Raw genomic sequence first — 20,134 nt, 5'->3', positions numbered from 1 at the left:
CGCAATAGTAATCTGTTGATGAAGTGCATGTACACATCCTTATTGCAAAAAACTACTCCTTTGATTAATAAGCTCTCCCCATTCACTCAAGTTAATGACCCCCTGAGCGATCTAGATAGCGGCAGTCCAACTGATATAGTGGTTAACAATTTGATAAATAAAAATTCCAGAGAAAAATGAATAAAAATTATCGATCCTTTTGTCGATCAGGAGTGACTGACGAGCTCGAACCTTATAGAAATCCCAATAGCTAATCACATAATATAGATACGTTAATTTTTTTTTCGGGCGGCCTTCGCCGCCCGAAAAAAAACTCTCAACCCACCTCAGGTCTTAGGTGGAAAATCCCTACCCCACCACCCCTGGAAACTGCACCTCAACCGCCCGCACCATCCGCTTCAGCAACCGATACACCACCAACGCCGTACTCTGCACCACCTGCTTATACTTCGTGCCCAAACTATTGGCAGAAATCAACTCGTCCCCTATCCCAGCTGTTTCAACATGCCTGCAAATAAACCGCAATAGCGCTGACCTCGGATTAGCTTCTACAACAGCTGTTTCAATGAATAACCTAATCAGGTAAGCCAGCCCTGCCGTAGATAAAGCAATTTTCACACGGAAACTGCTTTCGACAACACCAGGCAATGCTGCCTTTGTAGGCGTGGCATCCGCCTTTCGATGAAAGTAAACAATCTCGGCATTTACAAAATTTAATAACTGCATCCGCGCGCTTAGGCTGCCTGGGTAGAAACCCATCAAATTCACATCTTCAAAGCTGTTCAGATCACGTTCAAGTGCACACCAGAAACGGTATTGTTCTTTTTCGTTCTGCTTTTGACTGGCTTCATTCTGCATCAATTCGGCCACACAGGCAGTGAAGCTGCGATGGTTAAAATTGAGGTAAATGAGGTGCCCCACCAGCAAACGCTCCAAAGGCGAATTGCTTACCTGATGAAGGAATTTGATCAGCGAAGCTTGCATCTTTTCCAGATAATCCAGTTCACGGTAACTCACTTTTTTCCTTGAAAACTGCCCGTTATAAAAAGTGCTGAATATCTTTTCAATTTCTTCATTTACCTTTCGCTTGCGCAGGCCGGCAAACAAAACCTGATGTTGACTTTTAAGATTGATCAATCTATCCTCCAGTTCGATCAAAGGAACTAACCCATCCATTGAGAAGTAATGAGGATAATTGTTTTTCAGATAATCAATCATCCTGCTCAAACTTTTCATGACATCATTGCGCTCAGTTGTTTGACCATCATCCTTTATTTTATAAAACAATTGATCCATAAACATCGTGCAATGCTGCTGATATTGTAGCATTTTACGTTGAACTCTCTCCCCCCTTTGCTTGCTGCAAATTAGTCCATCCACTTCGTCATAAAATGCAAGTTCATGTGCCTGAAGCTGAATGGTGAATCCATCAAAAATAGTTTCCGAATTGCTGGTTGCTGGCTCCGCGCCCGAACGAACCTCTTTCACGAAAGCCTTTAATTTAGATAAAATTGCTCTCATAGAAACTCCTTTCTGCCGAGATACTGGCTGTTACTGCTTTTCTTACGGATGGATGTAACCACCCCCACATATACCTCCAATACCTTGTCCACAAATTTATCGGGTAAGGTATAACTAATCCTTCCGTCCCGCCTCTGCGCGGCAATTACAGAACCGGTAACGGCGTGAATTGCTGGTGCATAAATTGCCAGCATCACCTGATCATCGTACCGGGCATGGTAACCAGACTCATTCTTCCATGTCAACAAAACTTCACTTGCTGAAACCCAAGAAAATTCCAGATCAGTTAAGCCCGACTGAATGCCCCTGCTAATGGAAAACTTACTATAATCAATCTCGAAATCTGGATTGATGCCCAAAAGCGCCTCTTCAAAGTTATAGCTGAAGGCAACGTTAAGTTCAATGTTTTGCAAGTTAGGTTTATAAAAACCAATAGCCACATACGGATGAAAAGGTTCGAGAAACCTTGTCATGAACTTGAATTTCTGTTGATGTGCAATCTGTTTTTCAGATTTGCCATACATAGGATCTTTAATGATAGGAGCCGACCGGATGTAATCCACACCCCTCCAGCTTGACCCTACTACAGGGCCAATTTTTCCAGACAATGGTCCCATGATTCCTTTTTTAAGTTTTGCCATAATTGTAATGATTAAAGTTTGTTAATGATTAATTGAAATTTGAATTAAAAAAAGTGCCTTGGTGGTAGGTTTAAGGGGATTTTCTAAGCAAAAAGGGGGTTTTTGAGCACTTTGACCCCGTTTTCGCTGCATTTACCCAAACAATACGCAAGGAATATGCATACAATGTGCAAGGAAAACCCAAGCAAGTTAAGTGCGACGGTACTACCAATCTACTAGGAAACCTAAGGCGCTCTCTGGCGCCAGTAAAATCTTTTTTGCATAGCGTAAAATTTAAATGTTAAATAAAATCGCCTGAGAGGCAGTAGGGATATCATGAGGCAATACATGCCTGATGACGATACAAATAAAACATTAGCCGAATCATAAATCAAGTTGCTGAAGGTTACTGTAGTTGCAACCCTGCTATTCAGACAATCAGTCCTGCAGCTAGCGAATAACAAACGGAAATTTCACCACGCATTTTAGCAGTTTCATCACGGGCGTGGCGAAGTAGTGTTTGGTTTGATTTAAATTGGTGAAAAAACTTAATATGTTATCTGCTCAACAAAACAATGCTGATGAGCCAGACTTTGGCCAAAGTAATTCAATCGTAATTAGTGAGGGAACCTTGGATGCCCTGAAACAGGCCTTAGTAGACCGGGGATACAGCGATCATTTCTACGACGCTTATCAAAGAGCGATTGAAAACATGATGGATTATCCCCAACCAATTAGTTTACAGCGCGGGCAGGCTCTGGAATCGCAAACCCGAAATTTAATTGATTGTATCGTGCAGCTGGGAACAAAACCCCACGAGTTTGAAATACGTAACTACCTGATCAGCATCAACTTCAATCACCCTTTCATTTATCAATTAATATGCGACTTCATAAAGAGTGAAACTTATTCCGAAACTTCCAGGGTTGATCAGCTCTATTTACTTTATAGCTTCCGAAGAGATATCCAGCAGCACCAGGCAAATGATAACAAGGCCTTCTTTCCTTCCATGGAAGATTTATTTTCCGTAATACTTCGTTGGATAGAAGCCGAAGTGCAACACATTAATGATACCACGGGCATTATTGAAGGCGATTTTAACAGTTTAGATTTTGGAGCTTTCAAAACAATCCTGACGGTTCAGCAATTGGCAGTACTGGCTAAACTTCTAATTGACATGAAAATAATTACCCCAGAAAGTCCCCGGGCGGTACATTTATTTATTGTAAAAAATTTCAGAACGAGTGATGGAAAAAAAATATCTGAACACAGTGTTCATAACCGTTTCTATGAAGTATTTGATAACGTATTTGAGAGCCTGGCTGATATATTCAGAGAGATCCTGGGCTTTATAGATAAAAAGTTAAAATAAATCCAGGGCAATCTTAACTACTCACCCATTGGTAATGCATGGCTTAAATCATTGTCAGTAAGAAACCTGATGAATTCGTAATAAAAGCGTTCAGAATAATCCTCCCTCTCATGCAATTTCCTGAGATCACAACTCAAGATATCATTCAGGCAAAAGAAGCCCATTAACTTCGATCTTAATTTAAAGTTTTCGCTAAACGCAAGTTCCTTTATAGGCAAATTTAAAATTGCATAATTTTTTTTTGAATTATTTTCCATGTTCCAGGGTCTTTAAAGGCATCGGTTGCTGAAGGTTGCTCCTTCAGCAACTTTATTGCCCTTCCATTTCATACTACCTTTACATCAACGATCATAACCAATCGTTCTAAATCATGAAAAAAAGATTAACATATGACCTATCAACCCAGCTAATCAGCGCCGTACTGGTTTGGCTCAGGGATGATATGGCCATATCGAAACTGTCAGATTTTCATGGATTTAAAAACCAAATGCATAAACAGGTATTCGGTAAGAGAGCGGCCGAACTACTTAACTTTATGCTTTATGGTGTCGAACTTTTTACTGCTGCTTTTTTCAGATCCGGAAGCAGCAGGAAGTTCGGCGTGCTATCTTCTATTTTGATCCTATTGTTATTCATTGTATATCATTCATTTATCCCATTACATGATCACACCAAAAAACTCCGCTTACGCAGGAGTGTATTGCAATCAATCGGATGGCCTAGCCATCTATTGTTTTATCTGGCTTGCCCAGTTCCTCCTTCCTTTAGAACTTGGCTAAGCTTTAAGCGAAAGGAGGTTTCGGCATAGTCCCGATTAAACGAAAGCCAACAACCACTTTCACCTTTAATGCGATAAGTAATATTGTTTATGGCTGGTTGCCAAGGAACCATAAATAATAGCCTGTATACCTTACAGGTATTGTTTAACATCAATTATTATAGCGATGAAAAGCTTCAATTTAAAAGCAGGCTTAGCAATCCTCATTGGATTCGGCCTGGTGGTTACTTTGAATGCGTTTACTCCAAGTGAAAAATTCACTACGCTTAAATTCCGGTATAACTTAAATACAGAAACCGGGATTAATAATCCATCAAACTGGACAGATGTGTCTAACGTGAGCAACCCATCGGGTTGTGGCGGCGATGACATTCCTTGTTTACTTCAGTTTGATAGTAGTGAGTATGCGAACTTGAGTGCTTATCTAACCGCTAACCCAACAGCCAGTGACATGGATGATTCGGGTAAAGTGATTAGCCACAAAGCAGAACAGTAAACCTGCATCATGCGGCCGTATCCAGGATACGGCCGCTTGTTTTAATAGCTGTTTTGAAAAATACCGGATAGCTGAAGTATATCTTCTGGTATCGGCATGGCAAACCGTGAACTTTTTGCAGGGAGACTGTAAATTGTTCCTGCAATTATTCGGCTCAGTGAAATACCTGCTCCCTCCTCATTTAATCTTTTCATATCCGGCCATCGCAAGCCCCTACCAAATAACTCCTTCCGCCTCTCTTTGACAATTATGTTAAGCAATTGTGCTTGATCCGTCGAATTGTATATCGTGAATGTTCCGGTTTTATAGCGATTGGAAAGCAGTAAATTTAAATCTGCTAAGGCACCATTAATATTACCCGACCGACATCGGCTTTCTGCCCGCATGAGATACACTTCGTCAGTAGCTACTCCACAGAATAACGCACCCGAACCCGCATAGCTGCCTTTGAATGTGGTTATGCCACTAGCTATCTTGAAGAAAATAGTTTTACGTAGGTCATTATTGTCATAAAGCGCATAAACTTCTGGATTTACCCTAGCTCTTGAAGGACTCAATATGGGAACTATAACCCCCATCTTATTTGCCATAATCACTTCAGTATTGAACTGACTCACCGGATATGTTGCACTCGCAGTAAGGGTATTAAAATTAATAAGATCCTTTTTCAGCATCAGGCAAGAGTCTGCATACAGCCTACAATTTTCGTATTGTCGCATCCATAGGTATGTCCTCGCAAGTAAACCATATGCAGCAGGTTTTGAGGCCCTCACCACATGCAGTGGCGTGATAGGCAGCAAAGTGACTGACTTTTTCAAGTCAGTGATTACCTGACTGTAACTCGCCTCAAGGCTTGCTCTTATTGAAACTTCGCTGAAATTAGTGTTTAAACGAAGCGGGATGCCGGGTAAATTTGCTGATGTATTTGGATCGTATGCTTTACACCAGATAGTAGCTAATGTTAAATAACATTTCGCCCTGATGAGGAATGCCTGTCCTGCTACGTCTCTCCATTTCAAACTCTGTTTATCTGTATCTGGTAGAGCTTCCCATGCCTCGATAACTGAATTAGCACTATAAATTGAAGAATATGTATACCCCCATTCATTTCCACCTGCTTTGTAAACCCTGCTATTTTGCCAGGTGTACATTCGACGGTCTTCTTCATCCCGTGCATTATAATCAGCATCGGTGAGGTAAAATTCACCCGCACTGGCTTCACCAGATGATGCATCACGATCGCTCATTACATTATACTGATCAAGTAGCGATTGGTAATCTTCAACGCTAGTGGGCACCCCAAGTTTTATACTTGGCTTTTCTTCTAAATATTTCTTACACGACATTGCTTGCAAAAGCAATAGCAATCCTAATAAATAGCTATGGTTTTTCATCTTAAAAGTTGAGTTTGAGATTTACAGAATAAGTTTTTAATGGTGGTTCAGTAGGATAATCAGGGTCGACACGGAAACTATTACCTCGCCACAAAATACCGATGTTAGATGCAATCAGCCGAACATTAGCTTCTTTAAAAGGCAGCCACGAGCTTGTTTGCCGGGCAAAGCGGTAACCCAACGCAATGTATTGCAACCGGATATGATCGCCGCTGATTACGGTGGCTTCAGATGAGCCGTAGAACGCATCTCTCGCGGATGATGAAGGGTAAACCTGTGATGGCACAACTGTGTGTGCTTCATCGCCAGGCTTTTGCCAACGATTGTTGTATTCTGAATCACCTGCCCTTGCACTATATAAATTGGTATAACTTAATGAAGGCCGGCGGGTGTAATAGCCAAACTTGCCGGTAATCCTGAAATCAAGTTCAACATGCTTAAAGTTGAAAGTGTTGCCAAATGCCATATTAAATACCGGGAAAGCAGGGCCGACATACTGTAAATCATTGATCGTAGCTGATGATCCCATAATCGTACCATAATTCTCACTTAGCTGGCCGTTCAAATAACCAACCGGATTACCATTGGATGGATTTAATCCCGCCCACTTATACGCGTAGATAGCATAAACCGGCATCCCTACAATCCCTGAGATGGAGAGATTTCCGTTTACATAATTTGACGCATTAGTACTCGAGAGGTAATATTTATCTACCCGATCACTGTAGTAGTTCAGATAGGCCGAACTTTGCCATTGCAATTTCCCATTAACGTTTGTGCTCGTGATCTCAACGTCCAGGCCCCTACTACTGATAGCTGCTGTATTTCGCGTAATTCTCGCGCCCACTCCTGCCGAATAATCAATCAGTTCGGAACTGATCAGGTCGGTAGATTTTTTAATATAGTAATCCAGGTTTATACCAAGCCTGTTATTAAACAATTTCAGATCTGCACCCATATTCAACGTGGCTACTTTTTCCCAACGCAAATCCGGATTGGCATAGTTCGAAAAACCCGAGTATGTGGTTTGGGTATACGGGTTAATACCGCTAGCAACGATCGTAGTTACAGCCGATAATCTGGCATTAGCATTTCCGGTCTTTCCGTAACTTAAACGCAATTTGGCAAAATTGATTAAATCGCTCTTCATCCATTCTTCCTGGGTAATCAGCCATGCTCCCCCAATCGACCAAAGCGGGTTCCATTTATTATTGGTACTCACCCCGAAAAGATTGGAGGCGTCGCGTCTCAGGCTTCCAGTAAGGTAATAGCGCTCATTCCAACCTAGTGCTCCATTTCCATAAAAGGAAAGGTAACGATTGTTAAGACCAGTAAACTCATTAAGGTAAGGAATAGTCATAAAATTACCAGTTAGAGGATTGGTGTAATAAGTATTATAATCTACACCAGTGGTAAGCATACTGCTTTCATTAACTCCATATGCCCTATTGCTATGCCCCTGTGTTGCAGCCTGTCTCATTTCAAATCCGGCAATTGCCGTTACCGACAGCTTATCGAAATACTTGTTATAGTCCATCTGGCTGCGCAGATTATTTACTTCCAAAACCTGATCCTGGTCATCAATAACGGCTCCTTTGGGCAAATTCTGAGTTACCACCCCATTATTTACCGAACTGGTTTGGTTTAATAAATTCCTGATAAAATAGCTCGACTGCTGATTAGTGACCTGAGAACCAGTGTGCTGATTTTGATACTGATAACTTGCAGAAAGTTTAAACCCAAAAGGAAGCTGATAAACTAATCTGGCATTACCAAGAATGTCATTCAGCTTTGTGCGGCTAAAAGAATAGTCGCCATCTGTTAACGGATAGTAATTCCAATCCAGAAGAGGCGCGTTCAAAGCGCTGATGGCCGACGCCCGGTAATCATGAATCACAGCCAGAGCATTACCCTGTGCATCTGCAAATTGTGTGTAAGGTGGCAAATAACCTGATCCAGAAATAAGGCTATTAAAAGCGGTTCGTCCGCTGTTGTCAATGGAGTGTGTTAGTTGTATACCTAAAGTAAGTTCAAGAGATTTACCAATCTTCAAACCATTTTCCACTTTCATATTAATTCTTTTGCCTGTAGCACCAAGTGCATCAACATTATCATCAAACCCGCCAAAGGCCTGCCACCTGCTTTCCTGATTACCTTTGGCAAGCGAAAAATTGTACTGCCGGTTGACCGCCTGCGTATAAAAGCTGTTGATGTAATTTTCTGCCATAGATTGGTTTCCAAGGCGGCTCAGGCCAGATTCCATCGCCGCTGAAGTAATTTTATTATCACGCTGTGCAATAAGCAATTCTACTGCTTCAGAAAAAGGAAGCTTTTCAGAAGATGATTCCTGGCTGCTGTAGTATCCCTGCGTAAAAAGCATACGTTCGACAGCAATGAAATCGCGGCTATCCATCAGTCGCTTATAAGCAAGTGTGGGTTTAGAAAAAAGGCTGTAATTTACCTGGACAGTAGCTGCCAGGGCATCGTTATATTTCCCTTTTTTAGTCGTAATTACAATTACCCCATTCCCTGCCCTGGCACCCCAAATTGAGGTAGCCGCAGCATCTTTTAATACAGTGATATTTTCTACATCACCAGGATTCAGGTTTTCTAGGCTTCCTTCGTAAGGAAAATTATCAAGCACAATTAGCGGGCTCCGGTCACTTTGTAAACTGCTAAGCCCCCTCACCAGCAGACTAGCCCCATTAGTTGTTCTATCCACACTTAATGATGATGTTACTCCTTCCAACCGCTCAATGATATTCGGCCCGGTTTGAAGGTTAAATGTTCGGTTATCTACTGTTGTAAAACTGCCTGTTAATTTTTCTTTGCTTAACTGTTGGTATCCTGTGTTCACGATCGTAACCTCTTCGAGTTGCCTGCTATCGATAACCATTTCGATGATTATTGGCGGTGTACCGGATGTTTTGATGGATTGACTATAAAATTTGTATCCCAGCAGGCTTGCCGTGATAACATTCATGCTTTTTGAAGCCTTTAGTGAAAAATTACCTAAAATATCGGTAACCGTATTTCTATCACCTAGCCGAATGTTTACCCCACCCAATGGCTTCTTATCTATTGAATCTACAACTCGGCCTGTTACCAATTGTGCGTTCGAATATTGAATGATGAAAAAAAGGCAAAGCGCTAATAATATATTTTTCATTTTGTATGCTTTTGTTTTTTGGTTCGAATTGTTTGACTCTGAAGTATTTGCTGAATGAACTGTTTGTTAGCAAAATCGGTTCCTGTAATAGCGAGTACCTCTCCATTTGCCGAAATCCAGATGTAATGCGGTATTAGTCGGTGAGGAAACTGTTCTCCTAACAAACTGTCAGCGTATATTGTAATCAGGGAATTAGGCTTTCCGGCGACCATAAATACATCAAGTTTTGACTTCACTTTGCTGAGATCATCACCATTTCGTTTTTCGTTTACCAGTATAGTTCGAAGTTGGCCAGGAAATTCGCTTTGAGCGCTATCCAAAGCAGGCCATTTTTGCAGGCAGGTAGAACACCAGCTAGCCCAGAAATCGAGCAAGAGGAATTTCCCTCTATAAGCTTCCAATTTTTCCGTTGTGGCTATCCCATTTTGGTAGAACTGATGCTGCTGTTTCCAAAAGGATTCCGGCAATTTATCACCTACATGATAGGATTCGACCGATTTATTATGTTCAAGACTCTGAGCGTGAAGCTGATGTATGAGCAAAAAATTTAGGCATAGCGATGCCACTGCGCTGAAAAGTATATTTTTTCGCATTTGGTTGTATTTAAAAAAGTTTAGGATCGAAAAAGAAAAAACAAGGCAGGTCAGTATGACCCGAAGATAGAATTACATAACATGATCTGCCTGCCTTGCAATGCAGTTATTCGGGCTGACGGGGCTTCATTGCGTAGAGCCTGTTGAAATGGAAAAATACACGAATTCTCATAATATAGTTAGTTTGGTTTAGTTCTTTTTTCAAATCGTTAAAACTAAATAGGTTCCTACACGCGAGTGCGTTTGTTGTAAGAAAGGCTATTAACCGTCCTATTCAGCATATTTCTACAGTGCCTTTCAAGCATTTTAAACTTCCATACGAAAGCATAAAGTGACTTAAATGACATTCATTTAAATGCCAATTACACTGGCGATTTTTTGGGATGAACTTATGAGTAATAGGTTGTTCGCTGGGATGCGCGGATGATTTATGCTCTACCTGTTACTATTCTAACCGTTAATTAGTTACAATAAACGAATATAATAACAAAACTTCAAAAAAAGAAATTAATTACCGTTTTTGAGGTCGATAGCGATTTGAGATTAGCGCGATGCAGAATCTAAATCTCAGAATAATCACCGCTAACATATTCGATTTATTGGAACACTCAGGCCTGACCGATCTTGCCTTTGTTTATATTATCGAAATTTCTGATAAGCAATTAAGATTAATCAGAAACGGAAAGGCAGAATTCGGAATCGACGAAATAAATAAAGCGGCTGCATTTTTCTTAGTAACCATAAATGAATTAAATGAAGGCCCAATAGAAATAGAAAGTGAATATCGTGAAATACTAGCTTCGATTCACAGCAAAAATTATAATTATGCCGCGGTGCTAGAGTTAAGGCCATCCATTACGCATGCACTTAGATTTGGTTTAGCGGGAAATTCTGTTTTTGAGAAAGTTGGACTAACTACAGGTGAGATGAAACAGGCATTCTTAGAAAAGGGATGGGCATTTCAAAGTAAATATATCTCTACAGGAATCGCTAGAAACAAGGACCTTTTCGAAGTTGCAGGAACTAAAATAATAAAAGGACTGAAGGTAAATATTTATAAAGCAAAATCGCCTGATCTAAAAATCATTGACAATGATAAGAAAGACGTTTAAAATCATCGACAAAAATAATATACCCCTGCCTTCTATATCTTGCTCCATTTTACCCAAGTTTTTTTGATTGAAATTATTATATTTATTAAATTAGCATTATCTCCTTTGTTGTAGTTCATCCCATGATTTAAGCAGCTTTTAGTAACTGTTAAATCTATTAATCATGAGTAAAGAACCTTCTACCGAATCTATGCATCCGATTACCATCGGCTATGCAGAAGATGAGTATTGGCAATTAAAAAGTATCGTTGAAATACTTGAAGAAAACGGATTTGTTGTTGATTTCGCTGTCCGCGATGGTGATCAACTGCTCCGCGTGGCAAAGCAATGCCCGAAAAGACCTGATATCTATTTGACTGATTTGTGTATGCCCAAACTGGATGGCATTCATGCCACTGCCGAGCTCATGAAGCGTTGGCCGGAAAGTAAAGTGGTGATTTTAACCGGAGAGACGGAGCGATGCCATGTTGATGCCGCCAGAGACGCTGGCGCAGTTGCTTTTTTGAACAAACCGATTACAGGCGGAAAACTAACACAGGCTTTAAGAGAGGTATACGAAACTGGTAAAACGAGTGTGGGGCTTATCAATTAACTTCTTATGGAAACGAATTTAAACCTCACCATTATCGATGATAATATAGCTGAAGTCAGTTACTTAAAAAGCCGATGTAATGAAATACCGGGAATACAAGCAGACAACTGCTTTACAAATGCAATCATGGGACTAAATTATTTGCTTCATGGTCCGGACAAACAGATCGTTTTGCTTGATATCGAAATGTCCGGTTTATCAGGATTGCAAGTAGCAGAGAAAGTAATACATAGGAATCACTATATTATTTTCACTACTGCACATCCCAGATATGCACTGGAGGCCTTTAGTGTTCATGCAAACAATTACCTGTGTAAACCCATTGAATTAGAGGATATTTCATTAGCATTAGATAGGGCGAAGGCCAACTTGGCTTCAAAAACAGTTACGGCAGAAACTGATGAATATCTCTATTTGAAAGTTACAGATTCCAAAGTCCCGGAAAGGTACAGAGTTAGTATTAAAGATATTATTTCTATTAAAGGCGCTAACAATAATGTAGAAATACAAACGACGAAGCTAAAGTTCAAAGCGTATTATACTTTAAAAGAAATGATGATTTGCTTGAGCCGCTTTCCCCAATTCATTCAAACACACAAATCTTATATCGTAAATGCTAACTCCATCACCTCCATCCAGGGGCACACGTTAAGAATGGGCCAATTTACCGCGCTCATTGGCGATTGCTATCAAACAGAGATTATGGATATGATTGATAGCTGTACATTCAGAACCACCAGAATCTAAATTCTGGTTACCACTGATGTGGTTATGGTTAAAATGGTTGAACTGGTCGGATCTGATGTTTCAGATCCTTTAGTCACCTTACTTTTGAACGTAAAAATGACTCTTTTTTGGAGTTTTGGAGATGTTTTATTTTTCATTCATCCAACTTCAATAATTAAAATTTATTCTGCTTATGAACGTGGTGAACACTGTGTTTTCCGTGGTTAAAAAATATTTAAAAAGATTTAGTACTCATGTTTTTTACTGGAGCGCATATATAGCCTATGAGCTAATGATACTGGCGTTAGGTGCCAAAACGGAAGTACCATCTATAAATCAGTTGATTTTCTACTACCTGGAAAATCTGATCACGTTCTATCTGTATTATAAATTACTGAAGCGATGGGGGTTTCGAGGTAACGCAATTGGAAGACACCTGACTAGCATTAGGATCGGAGTACAAATACTGTGTTTGTATCTGATCATCAGCTATGGTGTTTGGGTAAAACTTTTATCGCATCCTCAAGAAGACATCGTGCAGTTTCTTCTTAAGAATGCTTACCGATGCATCTTATTTCTTATCTATGGCTTTACATATGCTAACCATAAACAGGTGTTAACTGAAGAGCGCATAAGCAGTACACTGAAAGAAAGGGTTTTACAACAGGAAGTGGATCAGCTCAGAATGGAGAATGAGTTGCTTAAGGAGAGAAACCGGAACTTAGTTTCACAGATTACGCCACACTTTGTCTTCAACAATTTTGCTGCCATGCACCGTGATACCTACCTCGTGGCCCCTAAAGTGGCTCAACGTATATTGTCGCTGAGTAAATTACTGCAGTACAGCTTTGGTGCTTTATCTCGAAACATCAATGTATCGTTACAAATGGAAATTAAACAGGTAGAACGCTTTATCGGTTTAAATCAACTTGAAGAAAGAAACCTGAATGTTAAGTTTAGCTATCCGGATGTATCGGCTGACTTGACTGTTATTCCTTTCTCGATATTGACATTGGCTGAAAACATGTTTAAGCACGGTGACTTGTCCAATGCCTCCTATCCTGGCATTATAAAGGTTGAACTAAAAAATTACAAAATCATTATCTCCACACACAATTTGATTGAGGTGCTGAAAGTAAGCACTGGGTTCGGTAGCGGACTAGATAATTTGAAACAAAGGCTAGCCTATACCTATGGAGATACAGCGAGTATGGAGACCTGGACTGATGGTCGGTTTTTCGAGGTGAGAGTGGTGATTGATTTATAATCAACTATTCTTTTTGAGCCAGCTGAAATAAAAGTTACTATATTTGAATTCTAAATTATCCTCAATATGCAACCAGAAAAGCAATGTCCTAATTGCAGAAGTTATTATACTGTTTCAGATACCCAAAATTATAGATATAAGGGTTTAATTATATCAGGTATATTATTCATTACTTCAATTATATTAGCAAGCACAACGGAATTGGTTGGTCTTTGGGCGCTTACCGGAATCTTGGCATTGATATCTTGGTTAGCATTTGCATTTAAATATTTTTACATAAAAGTTCAATTTGGAAAATGCAAAGAATGTAATCATAAATGGACATTTGATTAAGACTAATTTATTTGTCTCGATTGCTTGTCACATATTCTATGATTTCCGTTAACTCACCAAATATGCATTGATTTGATTTTTATTAGCTAAATCAACTAGTGCTGAACTATTCCAATCTATTAAAACAAATTCGCAACTTTCGCCTAATTCGTAAAGTGCTCCTAATATTCTATTAAAATGGTCATTTGAAGTAATATGAGAAATTGAAATCCAAATATTATTTATAAAATCGTCATCGCAGTCATAAAAGAAACTGAAGCAAGGTAAACTATATGCGTTTGACGTAGTTTTTGTGCAGTGGATTATCGTATATCCGTTGTAACGAATCTTCGTAGCTTTTTCAAAACCTTTTTCAGTAAGTAATTTTTCAAAGTTATCAGTTCGTAATTCTTTATTTATGGTCGGGAATGGCAAACCTTCTCTCACAAACATGTCTGTAAACCCATATTCGGTTCTTGTGCTCGCTGTGAATTCGTCAATTTGCTTTATTGAGTTTTCAATGTGTTCAACATTTTGTCTTGGAACAATTTCAATTTGACAATAATCGTCATCCCAAAATGCAGGCAAACTTTCGTCTTCATTGTTACAGTTCATTTTCCGTCCGAATATTTTCTCAAGGAGGCCCATTGTCTATGCTGATATTTAATTTTAGTTGTTTTTACACGACTTCCGGCCAATGGATCCCGGGATAATGTATGAAGATAGGGATTTTACCGGTCACAATACATGATCTCCTCGCCAATTCTATAAACCAGATCATCACAAATAAGATCGCCGGTATACCACTGAATAAAAGGCGGATCGTTTAAAAAGCTGGTATACATGATGCCAATATATTTTCCATCAATGCTAACGTGATATTCGTTTTCCTTTTCGGCAGTAACCCCGATTTCTAACCCATCGATATCGAAATTATAGATCTCCATTAATTAGAATAAAAGAGGAGCCCTTTTACTTCCCGGGGTATTATCTACATGATCTAAAGCTTCTGGCTTATTTCCGGTTTTAATTAAATCTACATCTACCCTATAGGCGGCAAAATTCGAATCATCACATGGCTGCATTAAATGGATAATTTCCTCTTTACTGGTTGTTGGGTTTAGCCAGGAATCTATCTGCTCATTTGAAATGATTACAGGCTGCCTTAACTTGATGTTATGGATATCGGCCATAAATTCATTTGCTGGTGCGGTCAGGATCGAAAATGATTTAATCCATTCTTTATCTTCAGGGTTCTGATAAAAAGCATAGATGCAGGCCAGGTTGAAATAAGGGTGTGCCTTGGGATGGATAAAGTATGGTAATTTATCTTTATTAACGTCCTTGTACTCAAAGAAGCCATCAACGGGCACAATACACCTTTTAGTCATGATGGAACCTTTGAACGAAGCCAGTTCAAATACGGTTTCGCTCTTCGCATTCAGCGTATTGTTTGAAAGTTTCACCATATCAGGCAGTGGCTTTTTCCAGTTCGGCATTAGGCCCCACTGCATACGTTCGGTTTGCCGTGCGCCGTCTTTGGCCGCTATGGCGACAAGGTTTGGATGCGAAAATCCATTGGCATGGTAATAGATTTGATCTTGTAAATCTTTCTCATCAATTACCGGCGCCTTATAGTAATCGGCGTACTCGTAGGTTTTGCTTTTTTGGGTGGCTCTGTAACACATAAACCTAAATTACAAATATTTGGATAAACCAGCAATGGGTTACTGACTTGAGTACATATTCATTGGCCGATTGAACGTGGCTAATTCAATAATTGGCATATGAGTTCAGCCCCTACCCGGTAATTAAGCATGGCTACCTATTTGTTTATGTCAAGCCTTTTTTTTTCAACTGGGTCGAACTCTGTTAAGATATCAATGAGCGGTTGAAGGTCGCCCGCAGAATAATCGGGATTGTAATTTTGAAAAACCACCTTCCAGCCTGTATTGTACTTAATGATGCTGCCATAGTAAAAGTTATTTATCGTTAAATGATAATTACCTCCACCTCCATTAGGTGCACACACTTCACCAACTTTATCTCCATCATGAAATGATATTTCATACCAGCACGATTCACGCGTAATAAAACATAGGATGTGATTGCCCTACAGGCAATAAGGACTACTCAAATATATTGATTTTTTGAAAATAGAAAAATAAAGGAGTCGCAGATGCACAATTATTATTTTTCTGTTTGAGTAAAGATGAGAAAGGAATAGATAACAAGTTCGTTCTTCATTTAGGATATTTTAATCCGTCGCTATGATTTATTCTTTACTGGTTGTTGGGCGGTATTACTAAGTCGCATTCAGAATACTCAATCGTTCTAATACCAGAAGTGGTTTGCATTTCAACTTTATTTCTCACTACTTCAATTTGATTTGTACCAGTTCCAAATATTTTTGTTAGCTGGCCAAAATTAACTATTTCCAAAATTGTAGGTTGTCCACTAACTGGGATTTCATCAATATTGTAATAAATAACGTCTTTAAATCTTAAAATTCTTTTTTCGAAAACATTATTCTTCCACTCGGTACAGAAGTGAATTAAAAAATCAATTGTCTGCCCCGAAGTTTCTCTAACTTCTATTATCTGTGAATCGTGAAAGGAAAAATCGTCAATATTCATATCGTTCCAAATAATTGTGATCAAGGGTTTGCAGCTTGGCGAAGGTGGCGGTTAAAGATAAAATTAATAAAGTTAGATGCAACCTTTAGCATAGGAAATAATATCTTATTATAAATAAGATAGATGAAGTATAAACGGCAAAACGAAATTCCACTTATCTTTAATAATTAATTAAAAACGAGGTTCTTATCCATTCTATTCAGGGCGCCCATGTGTACACCCATTTATCATTATCCACTATTAAAATCTGCTTAAACCACTCAAGACGGCACTTTAAATGGTACTAAAATGTATTTTTCGGACTTTTCGTTTTTTACGTTAATGTGGTAACTATCTGATTAATATGTTTTTATTATTTTAGTGTTGGAAATTTCATTTTGCAGTTTATATATAAGCTGTTTATAAATTTCAGGAGTAATTTTCTCAAAGAACAATAGCCGATAGCCCTCAAGGTACACAGTGCTGATTTCAACGAGGCCTTCAAAGTGAGTGTGTACTGATTTTGTTCTGATTCATATTAAACAAAATGGCCACTTGCAGAAAGTGGCCATTGTTGATGTTTTCGAAACAAGAAATTATCACTGATTTAAGCTTCCTTCATTTTTTTTAAACCTTGATAATACACTCATTATTTCATCCAGGTCAGATTTGCTTATCGCTTTATTTAAAATCCTCATGTCAATTGAGCGTTTGGGTAAAGATGGCCCTCCAGTTAATGTTTGTTGAAGTACAGGTTTGAAGCTCAGGTTAACCCTTGTTAGCTTTTGACCGCTACTTTTATCCAAAGTTTTTGAAAGGCTATAATCGATTTCACTTTTCCAGTGTTTATCAAATTCAAATGTAGTAGTATCAGGAAAGTTGATGTCTGCTACTCCCGGATTGACATACTTTTCAATAACCTTTCCGTTTTTAGTAACTTTTTTTGAAAGCAGTTTATTGCGATCATCCTGCTCAGTCGTCCCACCAGCAAAAACGGGGTTTTCTTTTAATAATGAGTCCACCTTAAACCGTGTTCCTTTTGATTGTGGAGACTGAGGTTCAAATACTAAACCAAACTCACTTCCGAGCTTATAAATAAAGAAACGGTGAATATTTGTTCTTTCATCAATACTACTTTTATCATCAGAAAATTCCATCCTTCCGTTTTTCAATGCATTCTGATTGTACTGGGTAAATTCCACAGACTGTCGGTAAACAACAGTATTATTTATTCGGCAAATCATACTTGTATCATCATGCATGTAGAACATTTTTCTTGTAGTAGCATCTAACATATCGATATTCAATACAACAGTTAAGTGATCTATTTTTTGCGTCTTAACAAGTGTACAAGCAGACATAAAAACGAGGAATACCAATAATGATCGAAGTATTCTGGACAATTTTTTAGTATCCATCATTTACATGCCATGCTGGCGAATTTATTTTTAGAGGCATATTTACTCCTTTTATTGGATTTAATTTATCGTCGCAAAGTATAACGGATTTATAATTAAAAAAAGCCTGAACGCCGGAGTAGTAAATTCCCATTACAGGCACAATTACAAATTGTTCAAAGCTTATGTCAGCGCCCGGTGTAACTCCTTGAAGACCGGTCTTTAGATGCTCTATCCCAGCATCCTGATCCCATTTCCACTCACCGTTAACCTTTACATGATGGCCAATTTCAGTACTCGTGAATTCCCAAAACCCCACCGGGTTTCTGATCACAGTCCAATTTAAAATGACTTTCCGTTTAGTAGGACTCTCAGCTTCTATGGTAATTGAATTCGCTTCCCCTGCATTTTCAGTTTTGAGGACATCTCCAACTTCAGAACAAGCATTCGAATTATCCTGATCGACAGACACAACAATATCAGAATCTTTTGAATCACCTTCTTCATCACAGGAATTATACAGAAAAGTTTGAGAGATGATCTGTCCTGTTTGCTTGATATAGACAATCAAGTATACGGGGTCGCACGAAGAGGAGGTTTTGGCTAACACCGTACGCTCGCCTTCAAGAGATTTTGAGATTAACTTTCTTTGATACACCCGATTGTTCAGATCTATATTGCCATTTTTTATAACATATCCACCCATGCTTCGGTGATGACGGGGGCTATATTGAAAAACAGTACCATTTACATCCGACTGATCTGCCCTTTCTGAACCATAACCTGCCAGGATATGCAGCCCCTTGTTTTTTACAAGTGAGGACTCACCATAAAATTCCAAAACTCGAACGTTCACCACATTCTCATCCCGAAACCTAAAAACTGTTCCGGAGATCATAGCTGCATGGTCCTTGTTAATTTTATCGGGATCAAGGCTATTGATTCCCCTTGATTGAACGACCAAAATACTGTCGCCTTCTACAAAATAATTTTCCCAATCCAAATGGAATTTACTTGTTGGACTTACAGATGCCTCTCTGGTTGCATACAACTTTTTTGCAACTGCTAACAATTTCCTGGATTCAACATTTTCTGACAATTGATCATCGCCAAATTGCTTTTTACAGGAATAAATTACTAACGATAATACACAAACGATTAGACATAGGCTTAGATAAGCGCCTCGGTTGGGATTTCTTTTGAATTCCCATTTTAAGATTTTCATATTGGAGCATTTTTTTTCAAAGAAAATCAATAAAGATTAAAACAATATTAATTTCAAAATAACTTTAGACCTCCATTCATTTTTTTGGTTTTGCATCTATGGAATGGCAATACCAGTTGGGGGTTCTTCCAGGTGCGCTCAATCCTTCCGCATAAACCGACCATTTTTTTACGATCCAGAACATGTACAAAACACTCTATAAATTGGCTAGCTACGTTAAGACAGTCGATTAAGGTTCTGTTTATTGGGATTAATATTGAATATATAAACGGCAAAACGAAATTTCCAGTAATTCAAAACCAAATTTCCACTTATTTTTAATAATTACTTAAAAACGAGGTCCTTATCCTTTCTATCCAGGGCGCCCATGTGTGCACCCAATTATCCTTATCCGCTATTAAAATCTGCTTAAACCACTCAACACCGCACTTTAATTGCACTAAAATATTTTTTTCGGAATTTTCGTTTTTTACGTTCATGTGGTAACTATCTGATTAATATGTTTTTATTATTTTATTGTTGGAAATTTCGTTTTACCGTTTATAGAAGTGTTTATACCTTTTTACGATTTGCCTAATCCTTACCCAAAAGCTTAACGCACAATATATTTCAAAATCCTAAGCGGTAGCAGAAATACATTATTATTACAAAGCCCTACTTGATGTTAATAATAATCTGTACCTCTAAATAAGTGAGAAGTTATAGAAAGTTTTTGGAGTGAGGGTGGTCATCAAATATTAGCCAACTTGGTTTCCAGATTAATGCCCCCCTTTCGCAAACATTAACACAATATCTATATTCAAAAATAAAATCAAATGATATGAATAACGAACTTATCGTTGTATGGAACAGCGACTAAAGTGACGAACCTACAAAAAATAGCATTGGCAACGTAAAAATGACATTTACGGAAATGGGAAACTGATTTATGATATCATCAATGCC

The 20,134-nt window shown here is 38.7% G+C and carries 19 protein-coding genes; 7 read left to right on the top strand and 12 right to left on the bottom strand.

All coding sequences use genetic code 11. From position 1 onward, the window contains the following. Positions 1-348: 348 nt before the first annotated feature. Together AB669_RS19500 and AB669_RS19495 are read right to left on the bottom strand one after the other, a co-directional pair. On the bottom strand, positions 349-1,521 hold the full coding sequence (locus AB669_RS19500) for a hypothetical protein (protein ID WP_047801034.1): 1,173 nt from the start codon (positions 1,519-1,521) through the stop codon (positions 349-351). After that, on the bottom strand, positions 1,518-2,162 hold the full coding sequence (locus tag AB669_RS19495) for a DUF6266 family protein (RefSeq protein ID WP_047801033.1): 645 nt from the start codon (positions 2,160-2,162) through the stop codon (positions 1,518-1,520). The genes AB669_RS19500 and AB669_RS19495 overlap by 4 nt, the downstream gene beginning before the upstream one ends. Positions 2,163-2,679: 517 nt before the next feature. On the opposite strand from AB669_RS19495, the gene AB669_RS19490 reads away from it, so the two are divergent. Then, positions 2,680-3,513: a hypothetical protein gene (locus tag AB669_RS19490; protein WP_156166802.1), complete on the top strand. Its 834-nt coding sequence runs from the start codon at positions 2,680-2,682 to the stop codon at positions 3,511-3,513. A 17-nt stretch (positions 3,514-3,530) separates the two neighbouring features. Here AB669_RS19490 and AB669_RS19485 read toward each other — a convergent pair whose 3' ends face one another. After that, complete coding sequence (locus tag AB669_RS19485; protein ID WP_047801031.1) at positions 3,531-3,770, bottom strand: hypothetical protein; 240 nt, start codon at positions 3,768-3,770, stop codon at positions 3,531-3,533. A gap of 113 nt (positions 3,771-3,883) precedes the next feature. On the opposite strand from AB669_RS19485, the gene AB669_RS19480 reads away from it, so the two are divergent. Together AB669_RS19480 and AB669_RS19475 are read left to right on the top strand one after the other, a co-directional pair. Further along, complete coding sequence (locus AB669_RS19480) at positions 3,884-4,321, top strand: MauE/DoxX family redox-associated membrane protein (protein WP_047801030.1); 438 nt, start codon at positions 3,884-3,886, stop codon at positions 4,319-4,321. Positions 4,322-4,457: 136 nt separating this feature from the next. Then, the gene (locus AB669_RS19475) at positions 4,458-4,787 is read left to right on the top strand and encodes a hypothetical protein (RefSeq protein ID WP_047801029.1); all 330 of its coding nucleotides are present in this window, start codon (positions 4,458-4,460) and stop codon (positions 4,785-4,787) included. A gap of 41 nt (positions 4,788-4,828) precedes the next feature. Here the strand turns inward: AB669_RS19475 and AB669_RS19470 are convergent, their stop codons facing one another. From AB669_RS19470 to AB669_RS19460, 3 genes are read right to left on the bottom strand one after another with little or no spacing between them, the layout of a single operon-like run. After that, positions 4,829-6,181: a RagB/SusD family nutrient uptake outer membrane protein gene (locus AB669_RS19470; protein WP_047801028.1), complete on the bottom strand. Its 1,353-nt coding sequence runs from the start codon at positions 6,179-6,181 to the stop codon at positions 4,829-4,831. A 1-nt stretch (position 6,182) separates the two neighbouring features. Further along, a complete protein-coding gene (locus tag AB669_RS19465; RefSeq protein WP_047801027.1) occupies positions 6,183-9,350 on the bottom strand; it encodes a SusC/RagA family TonB-linked outer membrane protein in 3,168 nt (1,055 codons plus the stop codon). Continuing rightward, positions 9,347-9,943, bottom strand: coding sequence for a TlpA disulfide reductase family protein (locus tag AB669_RS19460; RefSeq protein WP_047801026.1), 597 nt, complete (start codon positions 9,941-9,943; stop codon positions 9,347-9,349). The genes AB669_RS19465 and AB669_RS19460 overlap by 4 nt, the downstream gene beginning before the upstream one ends. 551 nt (positions 9,944-10,494) lie before the next feature. Between AB669_RS19460 and AB669_RS19455 the strand changes: the two genes are divergently transcribed. From AB669_RS19455 to AB669_RS19440, 4 genes are all read left to right on the top strand, one after another. Beyond that, positions 10,495-11,055: a hypothetical protein gene (locus tag AB669_RS19455; protein ID WP_047801025.1), complete on the top strand. Its 561-nt coding sequence runs from the start codon at positions 10,495-10,497 to the stop codon at positions 11,053-11,055. Between the two features lie 163 nt (positions 11,056-11,218). Then, positions 11,219-11,647, top strand: coding sequence for a response regulator (locus AB669_RS19450; protein ID WP_053058489.1), 429 nt, complete (start codon positions 11,219-11,221; stop codon positions 11,645-11,647). Positions 11,648-11,653: 6 nt separating this feature from the next. Continuing rightward, on the top strand, positions 11,654-12,394 hold the full coding sequence (locus AB669_RS19445; protein WP_047801024.1) for a LytTR family DNA-binding domain-containing protein: 741 nt from the start codon (positions 11,654-11,656) through the stop codon (positions 12,392-12,394). A gap of 271 nt (positions 12,395-12,665) precedes the next feature. Continuing rightward, complete coding sequence (locus AB669_RS19440) at positions 12,666-13,640, top strand: histidine kinase (protein WP_197082445.1); 975 nt, start codon at positions 12,666-12,668, stop codon at positions 13,638-13,640. A 381-nt stretch (positions 13,641-14,021) separates the two neighbouring features. On the opposite strand, the gene AB669_RS19430 is transcribed toward AB669_RS19440, so the two are convergent. The 6 genes from AB669_RS19430 to AB669_RS19400 all read right to left on the bottom strand — a co-directional run bounded on the left by AB669_RS19430 (position 14,022) and on the right by AB669_RS19400 (position 19,189). After that, positions 14,022-14,567, bottom strand: a complete 546-nt coding sequence (locus tag AB669_RS19430) for a hypothetical protein (protein ID WP_053058502.1) — start codon at positions 14,565-14,567, stop codon at positions 14,022-14,024. A gap of 116 nt (positions 14,568-14,683) precedes the next feature. Then, on the bottom strand, positions 14,684-14,899 hold the full coding sequence (locus AB669_RS19425; protein ID WP_047801020.1) for a hypothetical protein: 216 nt from the start codon (positions 14,897-14,899) through the stop codon (positions 14,684-14,686). 3 nt (positions 14,900-14,902) lie between these two features. Continuing rightward, positions 14,903-15,640: an SOS response-associated peptidase gene (locus AB669_RS19420; RefSeq protein WP_047801019.1), complete on the bottom strand. Its 738-nt coding sequence runs from the start codon at positions 15,638-15,640 to the stop codon at positions 14,903-14,905. 594 nt (positions 15,641-16,234) lie between these two features. Continuing rightward, complete coding sequence (locus AB669_RS19410; RefSeq protein ID WP_047801017.1) at positions 16,235-16,588, bottom strand: hypothetical protein; 354 nt, start codon at positions 16,586-16,588, stop codon at positions 16,235-16,237. A 578-nt stretch (positions 16,589-17,166) separates the two neighbouring features. Further along, positions 17,167-17,928: a hypothetical protein gene (locus AB669_RS19405; protein ID WP_047801016.1), complete on the bottom strand. Its 762-nt coding sequence runs from the start codon at positions 17,926-17,928 to the stop codon at positions 17,167-17,169. 46 nt (positions 17,929-17,974) lie between these two features. Further along, on the bottom strand, positions 17,975-19,189 hold the full coding sequence (locus AB669_RS19400; RefSeq protein WP_047801015.1) for a hypothetical protein: 1,215 nt from the start codon (positions 19,187-19,189) through the stop codon (positions 17,975-17,977). Between the last annotated feature and the right edge of the window lie 945 nt (positions 19,190-20,134).

Source organism: Pedobacter sp. BMA, from assembly GCF_001027745.1.
Taxonomy (GTDB): Bacteria; Bacteroidota; Bacteroidia; order Sphingobacteriales; family Sphingobacteriaceae; genus Pedobacter.
This window is presented reverse-complemented; position numbering and strand designations above follow the sequence as displayed.

Excerpts from the sequence above, each read along its gene's own strand:
- AB669_RS19500 (WP_047801034.1), bottom strand. The coding sequence starts at position 1,521 with ATGAGAGCAATTTTATCTAAATTAAAGGCTTTCGTGAAAGAGGTTCGT.
- AB669_RS19495 (WP_047801033.1), bottom strand. The coding sequence starts at position 2,162 with ATGGCAAAACTTAAAAAAGGAATCATGGGACCATTGTCTGGAAAAATT.
- AB669_RS19485 (WP_047801031.1), bottom strand. The coding sequence starts at position 3,770 with ATGGAAAATAATTCAAAAAAAAATTATGCAATTTTAAATTTGCCTATA.
- AB669_RS19480 (WP_047801030.1), top strand. The coding sequence starts at position 3,884 with ATGAAAAAAAGATTAACATATGACCTATCAACCCAGCTAATCAGCGCC.
- AB669_RS19475 (WP_047801029.1), top strand. The coding sequence starts at position 4,458 with ATGAAAAGCTTCAATTTAAAAGCAGGCTTAGCAATCCTCATTGGATTC.
- AB669_RS19470 (WP_047801028.1), bottom strand. The coding sequence starts at position 6,181 with ATGAAAAACCATAGCTATTTATTAGGATTGCTATTGCTTTTGCAAGCA.
- AB669_RS19465 (WP_047801027.1), bottom strand. The coding sequence starts at position 9,350 with ATGAAAAATATATTATTAGCGCTTTGCCTTTTTTTCATCATTCAATAT.
- AB669_RS19460 (WP_047801026.1), bottom strand. The coding sequence starts at position 9,943 with ATGCGAAAAAATATACTTTTCAGCGCAGTGGCATCGCTATGCCTAAAT.
- AB669_RS19455 (WP_047801025.1), top strand. The coding sequence starts at position 10,495 with ATGCAGAATCTAAATCTCAGAATAATCACCGCTAACATATTCGATTTA.
- AB669_RS19450 (WP_053058489.1), top strand. The coding sequence starts at position 11,219 with ATGAGTAAAGAACCTTCTACCGAATCTATGCATCCGATTACCATCGGC.
- AB669_RS19445 (WP_047801024.1), top strand. The coding sequence starts at position 11,654 with ATGGAAACGAATTTAAACCTCACCATTATCGATGATAATATAGCTGAA.
- AB669_RS19440 (WP_197082445.1), top strand. The coding sequence starts at position 12,666 with ATGATACTGGCGTTAGGTGCCAAAACGGAAGTACCATCTATAAATCAG.
- AB669_RS19430 (WP_053058502.1), bottom strand. The coding sequence starts at position 14,567 with ATGAACTGTAACAATGAAGACGAAAGTTTGCCTGCATTTTGGGATGAC.
- AB669_RS19425 (WP_047801020.1), bottom strand. The coding sequence starts at position 14,899 with ATGGAGATCTATAATTTCGATATCGATGGGTTAGAAATCGGGGTTACT.
- AB669_RS19420 (WP_047801019.1), bottom strand. The coding sequence starts at position 15,640 with ATGTGTTACAGAGCCACCCAAAAAAGCAAAACCTACGAGTACGCCGAT.
- AB669_RS19410 (WP_047801017.1), bottom strand. The coding sequence starts at position 16,588 with ATGAATATTGACGATTTTTCCTTTCACGATTCACAGATAATAGAAGTT.
- AB669_RS19405 (WP_047801016.1), bottom strand. The coding sequence starts at position 17,928 with ATGTCTGCTTGTACACTTGTTAAGACGCAAAAAATAGATCACTTAACT.
- AB669_RS19400 (WP_047801015.1), bottom strand. The coding sequence starts at position 19,189 with ATGAAAATCTTAAAATGGGAATTCAAAAGAAATCCCAACCGAGGCGCT.